At 71.9% G+C, this 13,397-nt stretch carries 13 protein-coding genes; 5 read left to right on the top strand and 8 right to left on the bottom strand.

From position 1 onward, the window contains the following. Positions 1 to 84: 84 nt before the first annotated feature. Positions 85 to 447 (bottom strand): hypothetical protein, encoded by a 363-nt coding sequence (locus tag Q1K33_RS17415; protein WP_300406011.1) that lies wholly within the window; start codon positions 445 to 447, stop codon positions 85 to 87. A 183-nt stretch (positions 448 to 630) separates the two neighbouring features. Between Q1K33_RS17415 and Q1K33_RS17410 the strand changes: the two genes are divergently transcribed. Next, positions 631 to 1,506, top strand: a complete 876-nt coding sequence (locus Q1K33_RS17410) for a MoxR family ATPase (protein WP_300406010.1) — start codon at positions 631 to 633, stop codon at positions 1,504 to 1,506. Then, the gene (locus tag Q1K33_RS17405) at positions 1,503 to 2,915 is read left to right on the top strand and encodes a VWA domain-containing protein (RefSeq protein ID WP_300406009.1); all 1,413 of its coding nucleotides are present in this window, start codon (positions 1,503 to 1,505) and stop codon (positions 2,913 to 2,915) included. The genes Q1K33_RS17410 and Q1K33_RS17405 overlap by 4 nt, the downstream gene beginning before the upstream one ends. A 90-nt stretch (positions 2,916 to 3,005) precedes the next feature. On the opposite strand, the gene Q1K33_RS17400 is transcribed toward Q1K33_RS17405, so the two are convergent. Genes Q1K33_RS17400 through Q1K33_RS17390 form a run of 3 tightly spaced genes read right to left on the bottom strand, consistent with a single transcriptional unit; the run spans position 3,006 to position 5,865 of the window. Continuing rightward, positions 3,006 to 4,469 (bottom strand): hypothetical protein, encoded by a 1,464-nt coding sequence (locus Q1K33_RS17400; RefSeq protein WP_300406008.1) that lies wholly within the window; start codon positions 4,467 to 4,469, stop codon positions 3,006 to 3,008. Next, positions 4,466 to 5,416 (bottom strand): hypothetical protein, encoded by a 951-nt coding sequence (locus tag Q1K33_RS17395; protein WP_300406007.1) that lies wholly within the window; start codon positions 5,414 to 5,416, stop codon positions 4,466 to 4,468. Before Q1K33_RS17395 ends, Q1K33_RS17400 begins: the two co-directional genes overlap by 4 nt. Further along, positions 5,413 to 5,865, bottom strand: a complete 453-nt coding sequence (locus tag Q1K33_RS17390) for a hypothetical protein (protein WP_300406006.1) — start codon at positions 5,863 to 5,865, stop codon at positions 5,413 to 5,415. The genes Q1K33_RS17395 and Q1K33_RS17390 overlap by 4 nt, the downstream gene beginning before the upstream one ends. A 175-nt stretch (positions 5,866 to 6,040) precedes the next feature. Here Q1K33_RS17390 and Q1K33_RS17385 point away from each other — a divergent pair, with 175 nt between their 5' ends. Next, on the top strand, positions 6,041 to 7,396 hold the full coding sequence (locus Q1K33_RS17385) for a serine/threonine protein kinase (protein ID WP_300406005.1): 1,356 nt from the start codon (positions 6,041 to 6,043) through the stop codon (positions 7,394 to 7,396). 14 nt (positions 7,397 to 7,410) lie between these two features. Here the strand turns inward: Q1K33_RS17385 and Q1K33_RS17380 are convergent, their stop codons facing one another. Next, positions 7,411 to 8,622: a pyridoxal phosphate-dependent aminotransferase gene (locus Q1K33_RS17380; protein ID WP_300406004.1), complete on the bottom strand. Its 1,212-nt coding sequence runs from the start codon at positions 8,620 to 8,622 to the stop codon at positions 7,411 to 7,413. A gap of 86 nt (positions 8,623 to 8,708) precedes the next feature. Further along, positions 8,709 to 10,208, bottom strand: a complete 1,500-nt coding sequence (locus tag Q1K33_RS17375; protein ID WP_300406003.1) for an FAD-binding protein — start codon at positions 10,206 to 10,208, stop codon at positions 8,709 to 8,711. Between the two features lie 72 nt (positions 10,209 to 10,280). Here Q1K33_RS17375 and Q1K33_RS17370 point away from each other — a divergent pair, with 72 nt between their 5' ends. Together Q1K33_RS17370 and Q1K33_RS17365 are read left to right on the top strand one after the other, a co-directional pair. Further along, positions 10,281 to 10,745, top strand: coding sequence for an NUDIX domain-containing protein (locus Q1K33_RS17370; protein WP_300406002.1), 465 nt, complete (start codon positions 10,281 to 10,283; stop codon positions 10,743 to 10,745). A 129-nt stretch (positions 10,746 to 10,874) separates the two neighbouring features. Then, on the top strand, positions 10,875 to 12,368 hold the full coding sequence (locus Q1K33_RS17365; protein ID WP_363319746.1) for a potassium/proton antiporter: 1,494 nt from the start codon (positions 10,875 to 10,877) through the stop codon (positions 12,366 to 12,368). A gap of 30 nt (positions 12,369 to 12,398) precedes the next feature. Here the strand turns inward: Q1K33_RS17365 and Q1K33_RS17360 are convergent, their stop codons facing one another. Next, complete coding sequence (locus Q1K33_RS17360) at positions 12,399 to 12,986, bottom strand: LytR C-terminal domain-containing protein (RefSeq protein ID WP_300406001.1); 588 nt, start codon at positions 12,984 to 12,986, stop codon at positions 12,399 to 12,401. After that, positions 12,983 to 13,291 (bottom strand): type II toxin-antitoxin system VapB family antitoxin, encoded by a 309-nt coding sequence (locus tag Q1K33_RS17355; protein ID WP_300406000.1) that lies wholly within the window; start codon positions 13,289 to 13,291, stop codon positions 12,983 to 12,985. Before Q1K33_RS17355 ends, Q1K33_RS17360 begins: the two co-directional genes overlap by 4 nt. Positions 13,292 to 13,397: the final 106 nt, after the last annotated feature.

The raw sequence follows: 13,397 nt of genomic DNA, 5'->3' as shown, positions 1-13,397 counted from the left end.
GCATCCTGGGTCCTCGTGGACCGGATCATGGGAGAGGGCGCCGGCCCGTGGCCGCGGGCCGGGCTCGCCGGCCGGCTCAGGGCATCACATGGTGACGCGGCACACGGCCAGCAGGGTGCCGGCCTCGTCGCCGGTGTAGACGGCCCAGCCCTCGTCGAACGAGACGTGCTTGACCTTGTTGTCCTGCAGGACGAGGGAGGAGCCGGGGATGACGTCGGCGCCGAACCCGGTGGGCGAGCAGTCGTGGCGCTCGATCAGCTTGCCCAGGCGGGCCTCGCCCGCGGGCGGCGCGGTGACGTCCTGAGCGGCCGTCACGCCGTCGGTCGTGGTGCCGGCGGCGCTCACGGCGAGGAACGCGAACGTCGCGACGACAGCGCACTTCACGGCGGTGGCGGCCGGTACGGCGTGCTCGCGGCGCGGCCGGACACGCCTCAGCGCGTGCTTCATGGCGGCCTCCAGGCGGGTCGGTGGGATTCGATCGGGGCGTCGGACAGGAACGGGTGCGGGGAGTGGGCGGCTGGCGCCGACCGGCCCGGACAGGTGCGACACCGAGACGACTGGTCAACGATCCGAGCGGGATCGGGTCACGGGTCGGTGCGAAGATCGCGCGCCACGAGCTGGTGGGAGGATGTGGACATGACCTGGTTCTCCACGCCCGCCGACGCCTCCGACCGGTTGCACGAGGCCGGCTACCTCGCCGATGCCACGACCGCGACCACGTCGTACCTCGCCGGAGCCCTGGAGAAGCCGCTCCTCATCGAGGGTCCCGCCGGGGTCGGCAAGACCGAGCTCGCCAAGGCCGTCGCGCGAGCCACGGGCGCCGACCTGGTCCGCCTCCAGTGCTACGAGGGCCTCGACGAGGCGCGTGCGCTCTACGAGTGGAACTACAAGAAGCAGCTCCTGCGGATCCAGGCCACCAGCAGCCAGGACGACCAGGACTGGGCGGCCACCCACGACGACATCTTCGCCGAGGAGTTCCTGCTCACCCGGCCGCTGCTGACCGCGATCCGGCGCGAGACGCCCACCGTGCTGCTCATCGACGAGGTCGACAAGACCGACGTCGAGGTCGAGGGGCTGCTCCTCGAGGTGCTCAGCGACTTCCAGGTCACCATCCCCGAGCTCGGCACGATCGAGGCGACGCGACGCCCGTACGTCGTGCTCACGTCCAACGCGAGCCGCGAGCTCTCCGAGGCCGTCAAGCGCCGTTGCCTCTACCTCCACCTCGACTACCCCGACGCCGAGCGCGAGCGGGAGATCGTGGCCTCGCAGGTGCCCGACCTCGACGACAAGGTGACCGGTCAGCTGGTCGCCACCATCGCCCGGCTGCGCGAGCTCGAGCTCAAGAAGGCGCCCTCGATCGCGGAGTCCGTCGACTGGGCGCGCACCCTCGTCGCCCTGGAGATCGGCGACCTCGACGACAAGGCCATCACCGACACCCTCGGTGTGATCCTCAAGCACTCCTCCGACCAGGCGCGCGCGGTCAAAGAGCTCCGGCTGGGTCGATGACCGACCCCGCGGCGGCTCGAAGTGGGCTGCTCGACCGGCACATCGCCTTCCTCGAGGCGTTGCGCGGCGCCGGCCTGTCGGTCTCCCTGGCCGAGGACCTCGATGCAGTCGCCGCGCTGACGTCGGTGGAGTGGACCGATCGCAGCATCGTGCACGACGTGTACGCCGCCACGCTGGTCAAGCGGCAGGCGCAGCGCCCGACGTTCGACGCCCTCTTCGACCTCTACTTCCCGCGCCTGGTGGGTGGCGGCGTCGCCGAGGCGCAGCGGGCGGAGACCGAGGGCTCGGAGGGTGACGGATCGCCGGTGCGCGACAACGCCGCGGCGCTGGAGGCCTTTCGCGAGGCACTGGCCGAGGCCCTCGAGCAGGGCGACGAGCAGCGGTTGCAAGAGCTGGCCGCGGAGATGGTCGGTCGCTTCGGGGCGATGCCCGGCCGGGGGCCCGGGTTGTCGTCGTGGTCGGCGTACACCGCCCTGCAGCGCGTTGCCCCCAGCCAGCTGATCGAGCGGATCGTGGCCGCCCTGCTCGGTGAGGGCCTGACCGAGGAGGAGGCCGAGCGCTCCGCCGGTCGCCGGGTCGGTGCCTTCACCGCGACCGTCGAGGCCGACGCCCGGCGCCGGATCGCGGAGGAGAAGGGGGCCGAGCACGTCGCGAACGTCGCGCTGCGTCCCAGCATCGACCGGATCGACTTCACCTCGGCACGCAAGGCCGACCTGGAGGAGATGCGGCGCGAGATCTACCCGCTCGCCCGGCGTCTGGCGGCGCGCCTGACCAAGGAGCACCACGCCAAGCGGCGCGGGCCGCTGGACTTCCGGCACACGGTCCGGGCGTCGATGTCGACCGGGGGCGTCCCGATCGCCACCCACCACCGACCCAAGCGACCGCACCGCACCGAGCTGGTCGTGCTCTGCGACGTCAGTGGCTCGGTCGCCAACTTCGCGCAGTTCACCCTGCTGCTGGTCTTCGCGATGCGCGAGTCCTTCCAGAAGGTGCGGGCCTTCACGTTCATCGACCACGTCCACGAGGTCACCCACCACTTCAAGCCCGGCGCCGACGTGGTCGACGTGATGTCGGACCTGGCCGCGAGCACGGCGCACGCGGCCCTGTGGGGGCGCACCAACTACGGGCGGGCGCTGACCAAGTTCGTCGAGGAGCACTCCGACGCCATCGGCTCCAAGACCTCCCTGCTCATCCTCGGCGACGCGCGCTCCAACTACTCCGACCTCGCCGCTGACGTCCTCAAGGAGATGGCCGGCACCGTGCGCCATGCGTGGTGGCTCAACCCCGAGCACCGGAGACACTGGGGCACCGGCGACTCCGCGGCGCCGGCGTACGGCGACATCGTCGACATGGTCGAGTGCCGCAACCTGACCCAGCTCGCGGAGTTCGTGCACGACCTGGCGCTGTGAGGGGCTGTCCGAACGGCACAATTGTGCCGTTGTGGCACGTTTCGCGGCCGAGATCCTGCCACAACTCCACAATTGTGCCGCTCTGGCAGGTCAGCCGCCCAGGAACCCCAGCCCCCGCATCCGCTCGAGCTCGGCGACGAGCTCGGGGTGGGTGGCCGCGTCGGCGACGCGCCCCGCGCGGACGGCGCTGCCCGGAGCAGCATCGGGCTCCCCGTCGTAGAGGACCGTCACCCGGTTGTCCGAGCCGGCGTTGAACAGCGACCCCAGCAGGGCCACCGGGTCGGAGCGGTCCTCGAGCGACAGGACCCGGGTGGGCGCTGGGATGCGGGGCACGTGTGCCGAGGGTGCCCCGGCGGTGACCACCTGGTCGATCGTGAAGCGTGACCCGGACCCAGCCGCAGGACCCGAGTCAGGTCCGGTCGCGGCGACCTCGGCCGCGGTCACGCCGCCCTGGCCGGCGCCGACCAGCATCACCCGGACGTCGTCGCCCTCGACCGCCTCGCCGATGCAGCGCACGACGGACGCCGCGTAGCCGGAGGCGTCGCCGGTGACGAGCCGCCGCGCGGTGTCGTCGACGGGCGAGCCGCCCAGGAACACCACGTAGCGGGCGTCCGCGACACGCCGTACGACGACCGGCGCGGTGGTTGCCTCGAGCTCACTCAGCAGTGACGTCAGGTCGCGCGGCGCGGTGCCGTCCGTCCGGTCGGGGTCACTCGCGGACAGCGTCTGGTCGACGTCGCCGGTCACCACGCCGACGGCGACGTCGCGCAGCGCAGCATCGGCACCCACGCCGAACGGCTCGACCCCGATGGCCCGCAGCCCGCCGCCCGCCGCCCGCCGCGTCGGGTCGCCGGCCAGCACGCCGGCGGTGAGCAGCGAACGCATCTGCAGCCCGTCGAGCAGGCCGCCGCCACCGCTCGTGACGTGCTCCATCAGCTCGGGGTTGGACTCGGCGAGCTCGGAGAGGTACGCCGCGACCCGGTCGCGGTCCAAGGCGTCGGTCTCGATCAGGCCGGCCGAGACGATGGCACCGCCGAGGGCGACCTCGGGGGCGAGATAGCCGATGGCGCGACCTGCGATGGAGCCCAGGGTCTCGAAGGCCGCCTGCTGGAGCTCGTCGATCCATCGGTAGGTCAGCACGGTGGCGCGCAGGACGAGGGCGTCGGCGTCCAGCTCGATCGACCGAGCGAACAGGCCGTGCTTGCCGGTGGTGGCGGCCCGGATCCGGTCCTCGGCCTCCTCGTGCGTGCGCGGGGACAGCGGCGCGGAGTCGACGAAGGACGAGCCGCGGGTGATCACGGCGCCCAGGGTGGAGCGCTGCCGCAGCTCCTCGCCCGAGTCGTCCAGGAGGCCGGCCAGGCGCATCATCGCGTCGTAGGAGTCCGCCCGGTCCGCGGCCTCTCGGTCGCTCTGGGGTCGCTCCCGACGCTCGGCTGCCACGGCGGCGAGGACGGCGGCCTGTGTGGTCTCGGAGGCCGTGGGGGACGGGCCGGTCCCAGCCGAGACGCCGGTCCCGGTGTCGGTCCCGGTGTCGTCGGTGTGCGGCGAGGTCACGCCATCACCTCCGCGAGCACGGGGGCCAGGTCGGCGGCCAGGTCGGCGGGCTCGGTGGCTCGGACCTCCACGCACGGCAGCCCGTCCCGGTGGTGGCTGTGCAGGCTGCGCCACCCGTCGGAGAGCAGGAGCCACGAGCGCACGCCGACCACGGTCGTCGAGGCTCGGGAGACGTCGGCGACCATCGCGCGCAGGCGCCCCTGGCTCTCGGTGCCGAGCGCCGCGAGGACTCCGGAGACCTCCGCCTCCGGCAACGCGCGACCGTCCCCGTCGCGCACGCCACCCTCGTGGCGTGACGTGAGCACCTGCACGAGGTCGGAGCGGCCGGTCGTGCCTGCCTCGACGGCGGCGTCGGCGAGCTCGAAGGGAAGGTCGAGGTACGCCGGCACGCGCGACTCGCGTGCGGCGAGGTCCTCGGGGAGGACGGCGACCCGAGCCAGCTCGGCGGACCACGCGGAGGTCGGGAACCACGCGAGCTCGAAGACGATGCCGTCGCACGTGGCCAGCGTGGCCACGGCGTCCCCCGCCTGGCGGTGCCAGGCCTTGACCTGCAGCGGCGTGCCGGCGTCGACCGCGAGGTCGAGGTCGAGGGCGACGCGAGGTGTGGCCAGGAGGCCGACCGCGCCGGCCAGCCCCTGGTCGAGGGTGGCCCGGGCGGGCTCGTCGTCGGTCAGCAGCCCGCGACGGACGAGGGACTCGACGGGGTCGTGGAGGGCGGCGAGCACGGCGCCGTACGCCTCGTCCTCCGAGGTCCCGCGACTGGCGCCGAGCCGGGCCTCGAGGGCGTCGGTCTCGGGGGGCGCGACGATGTCGAACGGGAGGGGTGCGTCACCGGCTCGGCGAGCCACCTCCTGGAGCTCCGGCAGGGTCAACGAGACGCGGCGCGGGAGGGCGTCGAGCAGGCTCTCCGGCGGTGGGCTCGGTGTGGTGAGGTCGATCGTGCTCACAGTCCGGGCACCTCCGCCGAGAGCCAGTCCCGGTGACCCGGCGGCGGCGCCTCGAAGGCGAGGACGAGCCGGTCGTCGTCGGCCGTCGGGTCCGAGGAGGCGGCCCCGCCCGGTGCCTGAGGGTCGAGGTCGCGACGTGACTGGCGGGTGCCCGCCTCGGCCACGAGGTCGTGCACCCGCTGCTCGACGTCCTGGATGGCCTCTTGGAGCCGAGCGACCTCCTGGGCGTGAGCGAGCAGGGCGTCGGCGGCGGCGTCGTGCTCGGCGGCCGCCGCGCGCAGGTGTCCGGCGCGCTCGGTGACCCGCAGCCGCATCGCTTCGGCGGCACGCCCGGACCAGCCGAGCCCCTCGGTGCGGGCGACCAGCTGGTCAGCCAGGCTGCGGACGTCGAGTGCCTGCTCGCGCAGGTCGTCGACCTGTGAGCGCAGCACGTCGGGGTCGCCGTACATCTCACTCCTCGTCGCTTGGCTGCTGGTCGGTGATGCTGGGGGGTGATGCCTGGTCCGGGGGCGGCGGGCCGGGGCTCCCGGGCTGCTTTCCCAGCTTCGGTCCCGCCGAAACGCCCGGCAAGGCAGGATGGGCGCAGTCCGACGAGTACAAGGGAGTCTCGCCATGGGGCGAAGCATGTGGAGACGCGGCCTGCCGGCCGCGCTGAGCGCCGCGGTGGTGGCCGCGACCCTCTCGGGTGGAGCGGGACCGACGCTACCGGCCTCGGCAGCTGCGGGGGACCTCCCCTCGAGCGTGGCGCAGGGCTCGGTGGGGACTGTCAGCCCGGGCCCCACCGGTGACCCGGCCCGCGGGACCCGACGCGTGGTCTTCGTCGGCAACAACTGGGACGGTACGGCGGACCTCGTCGCGCCCGGCTCCTTCGAGCGCCTCGGCCGGATCGACGTCGTGCCCGACTACGACGAGCGGATGCAGGAGATCGCCACCAACCCCTACCGGCTGGCGTACTTCCTCGCGATCCGGGCGTTGATCGGTGAGGGCAACGACCAGTTCGTCGACGACATGTACTCCTCCAACAACGGCCGGCTCGTGGTCATCTCCCGGCCGTCGTTCGCCGACGTCGTCGCGATCAGCCTCAAGACGAAGAAGATCGTGTGGCGCTTCGAGGTCGACGGCGTCCGCTCCGACCACATGGCGGTCTCGCCCGACGGCAAGCGGGTCGTGGTCAGCGCGTCGACCGGCAACGTCGTCCACGTGCTGCGGATCAAGGACGGCAAGCAGGTCGGGAAGTTCCGCTCGGGCGGCTCGCCGCACGAGAGCGTCTACATCGACGGCGGCAAGAAGATCCTGCACGCGAGCATCGGCACCGTCTACAGCCCGCTCGACAACCCCGACATCCCCGACCCGCTCGAGGGTGAGCGGGTGCTGCAGGTCGTGAACGCCAAGACCCTGAAGGTGATCAAGCGCTACAACGTCCGCAAGGCCCTGGATGCCGTCGGGCTCGACAAGGTCTCGATCTCGGTGCGACCGCTGACGCTCTCGCCGGACGAGAAGAAGATCTACTTCCAGCTCTCCTTCTTCCACGGCTTCGTCGAGTTCGACCGCCGTACGAGCACCATCACCCGGGTCAAGCGTCTGCCCGACCTGGCACCGAACGTCCCGCGCGAGGCCTACGTCCTCGACTCCGCCCACCACGGCATCGCGATGAACCCGAGGGGCAGCCGGATCTGCGTCGCCGGCACCAACAGCGACTACGCGACGATCGTGCGAGCCGAGTCCTTCAAGCGCACGCGTCTGCTCAAGGGCGGCCTCAAGCCCTACTGGGTCACCCCCAGCTGGGACGGGAAGTACTGCTACATCTCCTGGAGCGGCTCTGACGACATCTCCCGGATCTCCTACCGCAAGGCCAAGATCGTGGACACGATCTCCGTCGGCAACCACCCCCAGCGGATCCGCAACGGCTTCATCCGCAAGAAGTTCGTCGAGGACATCGGGGTCGCCGAGCCGACGGCGCCGATCGGCACGCTCGGCTAGCCGTCGGAGCGTCGTCAGCCGGCCAGCAGCACTGGCGCCATCCGCTCCAGCGCCTCGGTGATCTCGCCCCCGGAGCCGGCGAAGCTGAAGCGCACGAACCGGCCCCCGTCGACGGTGTCGAAGTCGATGCCCGTTGCGACGGCGACCCCGGTCGTGGCGAGCAGGCGATGCGCGAACGCCATCGAGTCGCTGTGGCCGCCCAGCAGGTGGCCCAGGTCGGCGTACACGTAGAAGGCGCCGTCGGCCGGAGCGAGCTCGGTGACCCCGAGGCGAGGGAGCCCGTCGAGCAGCAGCCGCCGGTTGGCGGCGTACCGCTCGACGTGACCGTCGAGCTCGGCGTACGACTCCTCGGAGAAGGCGGCGAGGCAGGCACGCTGTGCGAGCACGGGCGGGCAGATCGTGAAGTTGCCGGTCAGGACGTCGACCGCTCGTCGCAGGTGGTCGGGCACCAGCATCCAGCCGATCCGCCAGCCCGTCATCGAGAAGTACTTGGAGAACGAGCAGAAGACGACGGCCTCGCGGCTGGTCTCCCACGCCGAGCGCGCCAGTCGCTCGCCCCCGGGAGCCAGGGGCGCGTACTCGATCCCGTGGTAGATCTCGTCGCTGATCAGCTGGACGCCGGCCTCCTCGCAGTACGACGCCAGCGCGGCCAGCTCGGAGGGCAGCAGCATCGTCCCGGTGGGGTTGGCCGGACTGGCCACGACGAGGCCCGTGAGTCCGCCGGCCGCGGCGTCGTCGACGAGCGCGGCGACCTGGTCGACGGTCGGCTGGAATCGGCTCGCCGGCCCGGCCGGGATCTCCACCACCTCGCAGCCCAGCGCCGTCAGCACGTTGCGGTAGCAGGGGTAGCCGGGCCGCGCGATGGCCACGCGATCACCGGGCTCGAACGCCGCGAGGAACGCCAGCAGGAAGCCGCCGCTGCTCCCGGTCGTCACGACCACCTCGTCCGGGTCGACCTCGATGCCGTAGGTGCGCCGGTGGTGCCCGGCGATCGCCTCGCGCAGCTCGCGGATCCCGGTGGCCGGGGTGTAGCCGAGCGGGTCGCCGCTCTGCAGCAGCCGGATGGCTGCTGCGTTGACGGGTCGGGGCGCGCCCGTGCTCGGCTGGCCCGCGAGCAGGTTGAGGACGTCTCCGTGGGTGCGGGCGCGCTCGGCGCTGGCCGTCAGCAGGTCCATCACGTGGAACGGCGGCACGTTGGCGCGCTGGGCGGCCTGGAGACGGTTCACGGGGCGAGGCTAGTCGTTCGCGAGTCACCGGCTGGCCGGTGAAACACGCACTTGGACGCTAACCGGACATCGTCCAAGTGCTGCATTCACCGGTCAGCCGGTGAACGGGTCACCGCGGCCGCCCGCCCCGCCCGCCGCCCGAAGAACGACCCCTCGCCGAGCTGGGTGCCGGAGCAGTACCCCTTGCCGTCCTGGGCGAGGTTGGAGGCGCAGGCCCCGGCGGCGTACAGCCCGACGACGACGGACCCGTCGGGCCGCTGGACCTCGCCGTCGACGGTGACCCGCATCCCGCCGAGCGTGAAGCCGGCGTACATCGCCTTGCCGAGCCGCAGGTCGAAGACCGCCCAGGGCCCGGTGCCCTGCGGGGAGAGCCACTCGACGCCCTTGTGGAAGTCGGGGTCCTCGCCGCGGGCGGCGTGATCGTTGTAGCGCTCGAGCGACGTCGCGACCGAGCCGGTCGGCAGCCCGAGCGACGACTCGAGCTCCTCGAGCGTCTCGTAGCCGTCGATGAGCGGGACCAGCGGGAACTTCGGGTACTCGACGTGCTCGCTGTCGACGATCAGGTACGCCGCGGAGTCGGGCTGCTCCATCACGAACTGCGAGGTGCGTGAGTGGTAGGAGTCCTCGGCGACGAACCGCTCGCCGGCCCGGTTGACGATGATCCCGGTCAGCAGCTGGGAGGGCGGGTAGACGGGGGCGGTGATGAACGGCTCGTCCATGTGCTTGAGCTCGGCCCCGACCGACTGCCCGAGGCGGATGCCCAGCCCGTCGTCGTACGTCGAGCCGAGGGTGAAGAGGTTCTGGGCCAGGGCGGGGGTGTGCTCGGCGACCATGTCGGGATTCATCACGAACCCGCCGGCGGCGATCACGACGCCACCGGCGCGCACGTAGCCGGCCTGCTCGAACGACTTCCACGCGACGCCGACGACGGCCGGCCCGGTCGCGGCCGACTCGTCGACGACCAAGCGTGTCGCACCCGTCTCGTAGCGCACCTCGACCCCGGCCTCGTCGCACCTGTCGCGCAGCAGGTCCATCACCATCTTGGTGCCCTCGGTGTCGCCGGCGACCGGCACCTTGTGGCCACGCGGCGCCGGTCGGGCGGCGTCCTTGAAGGGCCAGACCTTCTCGTTGCCGGTGAACATCAGGCCCTCGGTGCCGGGCTGGATCACGGCCTTCTCCGGGTAGTAGGAGCGCTCGAAGGCGAAGCCGAGCATCTCGAGCCAGTCGAAGTGGGCGACCGACTCCTCGCAGTAGACGCGGATCTTGTCCTTCTCCGGCTCCTTGGAGACCGCGACGAGGTACTCGTACATGTCCTCGACCGAGTCATCGTGACCCGTGGCCTGCTGCACCGCGGTGCCGGCGCCGAGGTAGAAGTGCCCGCCCGACATCGACGACGTCCCGCCGTGCACGGCCGCCCGCTCGAGGAGCAGCACGCGGGCGCCGGTGCGCGCGGCCTCGAGGGCGGCGCAGCCGCCGGCGATCCCGAAGCCGACGACCACCACGTCGTACGACGGGGTGTCGGGCGGCAGGGAGGACGCCGGAACGGTCTCGGGGACGACGGTGCCCTTGCTGGGTGCGGTGCTCACCCGACAAATCTAGAACATGTTTCAGTTTCCCGCGACGGGGCCGCGGGCATCGCCCGCCGGTAGCGTGCTCTCGTGCACTTCACCGAGTACGACACCCGGGTCGCGGCCTACGCCGTCATCGTCGACGAGCACCAGCGCATCCTGCTCACCTGGTACAACGGCGAGGGTCGCCACGAGCCGGGGTGGAGCCTGCCCGGCGGTGGGGTGGAGTACGACGAGAGCCTCGAGGAGGCCGTGGTGCGCGAGGTCCACGAGGAGGCCGGCTACGAGGTCGAGGTCGGCCGGCCGCTGACGACGCAGGCCTGGGGCCATCGCAACGGGACGAAGCGATCCGACAAGCCCTACAAGGCGGTCAAGGTCCTCTTCGACGCCACGATCACCGGTGGCAGCCTCGGCACCGTCGAGGTGGGCGGCAGCACCGACTTCGCCGAGTGGGTCCCGCTGGGCGACCTGGACCAGCGCGGTCGCCGGGCCGACGTGGTCGATGCGGGCATCGCGGCGTGGTCACGCAGCCGCACCGGCTCTGCTCCCCGGTAGCTCGAGGGTCCTGCGAGGGAGGCCCCGCAGGACCCGTGCGGCACACGCGTCCCACCCGCCACGCCGGCGTACGGCGTCGGCCCGCTCGCCGATAGACTCAGCACCCGCCACCCCAGCAGCGAGGTGACAGTGTCCTTCGACGTCGAACAGCTCGACAAGTTCGTTCTGATCGGCGCTGCCGTCACCATGCTGGCGATCCTCGCCGTGCGCCTCTCCTCGCGCGCGGGACTGCCCAGCCTGCTCATCTACCTGCTGATGGGCGTCGCCCTGGGCGAGTCCGGTGTCGGGATCGGCTTCGAGGACTCCCAGCTCGCGCACTCCCTCGGGTTCGCGGCCCTGCTCCTGATCCTCGCCGAGGGCGGGCTGACCACCAACTGGCGCGAGGCGAGACCCTCGATGCGGCTGGGGTTCTCCCTGGCGACCATCGGGGTCGCCACGTCGGTGGCGATCATGGCCGTGGGCGGCCACTACGTCCTGGGCCTGCCCTGGGAGCTCGCGGTCCTCCTGGGGGCGGTCTGCTCGCCGACGGACGCGGCGGCGGTCTTCTCGGTGCTGCGGGTGGTCCCCCTCCCGCAGCGCCTCGTCGGCTCGCTCGAGGCGGAGTCGGGTCTCAACGACGCGCCGACCGTCGTGCTGGTCACGCTCATCTCGACCGGCGCAGTGGCCGACTACGGGATCCTCGGCACCGTCGGCGTCATCGTCTTCGAGCTGGTCGCCGGGGTCGCCGCTGGTCTGGGCGTCGGTTTCGGCGGGGCGTGGTTGATGCGTCGTGTGGCACTGCCGTCCTCGGGGCTCTACCCCCTCGCCGTCCTCACGCTGACCCTGCTCGCCTACGGTTCCGCGTCGGCCCTCCACGCCAGTGGCTTCGCGGCCGTGTACGTCGCCGCGCTGGTGCTCGGCAACTCCGAGCTGCCCCACCGGGGAGCGACGAAGTCGTTCGCCGAGGGTGTGGCCTGGTTGGCGCAGATCGGCCTCTTCGTGATGCTCGGGCTGCTGCTGTCGCCGGGGAGGCTCTCGTTGTCCACCGTCGGGACCGCGATCGTCGCCGGCCTGATCCTCACCCTGGTGGCCAGACCGATCTCGGTGGCCATCAGCTCGGTGGTGCAACCGATGCCCTGGCGCGAGCTCTCCTTCGTGTCGTGGGCAGGGCTGCGCGGCGCCGTCCCCATCGTGCTCACGACCATCCCGTTGTCCGAGGGGGTCGACGGAGCCGAGCGACTCTTCGACATCGTCTTCGTGATCGTCGTCGTCTACACCCTGCTGACCGGCCCGACCCTGCCCACGGTCGCGCGCGTGCTCCGCGTCGCGAGGCGTTCCGAGCCGCGCGACCTCGACCTCGAGGCGGCGCCGCTCGAGCGCGTCGCCGCCGACCTCCTCCAGATCACGATCAGCCCGGTCTCGAAGCTGCACGGCGTCGAGGTCGGCGAGCTGCGGCTGCCGCAGGGCGCCTCGGTCTCGCTGGTCATCCGTGACGAGCAGACACTGGTGCCCGAGGCGCGCACGGTGCTGCGTCACGGCGACGACCTGCTCGTCGTCACCCCACGCAGGCTGCGGGAGGCCACCGAGGGCCGGCTGCGCGAGGTCAGCGCCCGGGGCCGCCTCGCCCAGTGGCTCGACGAGTAGCAGGCGCCCGGCGCCCCTCGTGAGGGCCGGTCAGGGGATCGGCAGGTCGGTGGACTCGGTGATCGTCGGCACGCACGTCGTCTGGTCGACCTTCACCTTGACCTTCGCGCGGCCTTCCTTGACGCCGCTGAAGTTGCCGCCCACCACGACGGTCAGGCCGGCCGAGGAGCCCACGCGGTCGACGACACGCACCTTGCCCTGGAGGTAGCTCCGCACGAGTCGTACGGCGGCCGTGGTGCCGTCGGGCGACCAGATCTGCGCGTTCGCCACGGACTCGACGTCGTCAGGTGCGTCGGAGGCGTCGCCGATCCCGAAGCCGCCGTCCTGCAGGTCGCTCAGGGTGCGCCCGGCGAGGCCGGACTGGTCGCCGGCGTTGAGGACGTTGATGGTGACGTCGGCGGGTCGCAGGTCGTCGCCCTCGGCCAGGTCGAGGGTGGTGCAGATCGGCGCGTCCTGGGACTCGGGGAAGGGTTCGGAGACCTGGTTGAGTCCGACCCGGATGGCCACGAAGACCAGGAGCACCAGCACGGTGAGCGTGGCGGCCGCCCGCAGGCGAGCGATCCAGGCCTCGCTGAGGACTTCGTTGACCTGGGGACGGCCCGGGCGGTGGTCACTCACGGGTGTGCCTCTCCCGGGACCCGGTGGACGCGGGCGTGCAGCACGTTGCGCTGCTGCAGGGCCGCGCGCAGCGCCCGGTGGAGTCCGTCCTCGAGGTAGAGGTCGTCGTGCCACTCGACGACGTGGGCGAAGAGGTCGCCGTAGAACGTGGAGTCCTCGTCCAGCAGCGCGGCCAGCTGGAGGGTGTCCTTGGTCGTGACCAGCTCGTCGAGACGCACCTGCCGCGGAGGCACGGCGGCCCATGCCCGCTGCGACAGGCCGTGCTCGGGGTAGGGACGTCCGTCACCCACCCGCTTGAAGATCACCCGGAGAGTGTAATCGGCACCGCTCGTGACCGTTCAGGGCGCCACTGCGGGCCACTAGCCTCGGGATTTCACGAGTGATCGGGCGACACCGGGGCTAAAAGCACGG

This window comes from Nocardioides sp. (assembly GCF_029937575.1).
Taxonomy (GTDB): Bacteria; Actinomycetota; Actinomycetes; order Propionibacteriales; family Nocardioidaceae; genus Nocardioides.
This window is presented reverse-complemented; position numbering and strand designations above follow the sequence as displayed.

Bases quoted from the DNA above. Each gene is read 5' to 3' on its own strand.
- Q1K33_RS17415 (WP_300406011.1), bottom strand. From the start codon at position 447: ATGAAGCACGCGCTGAGGCGTGTCCGGCCGCGCCGCGAGCACGCCGTA.
- Q1K33_RS17405 (WP_300406009.1), top strand. From the start codon at position 1,503: ATGACCGACCCCGCGGCGGCTCGAAGTGGGCTGCTCGACCGGCACATC.
- Q1K33_RS17390 (WP_300406006.1), bottom strand. From the start codon at position 5,865: ATGTACGGCGACCCCGACGTGCTGCGCTCACAGGTCGACGACCTGCGC.
- Q1K33_RS17385 (WP_300406005.1), top strand. From the start codon at position 6,041: ATGTGGAGACGCGGCCTGCCGGCCGCGCTGAGCGCCGCGGTGGTGGCC.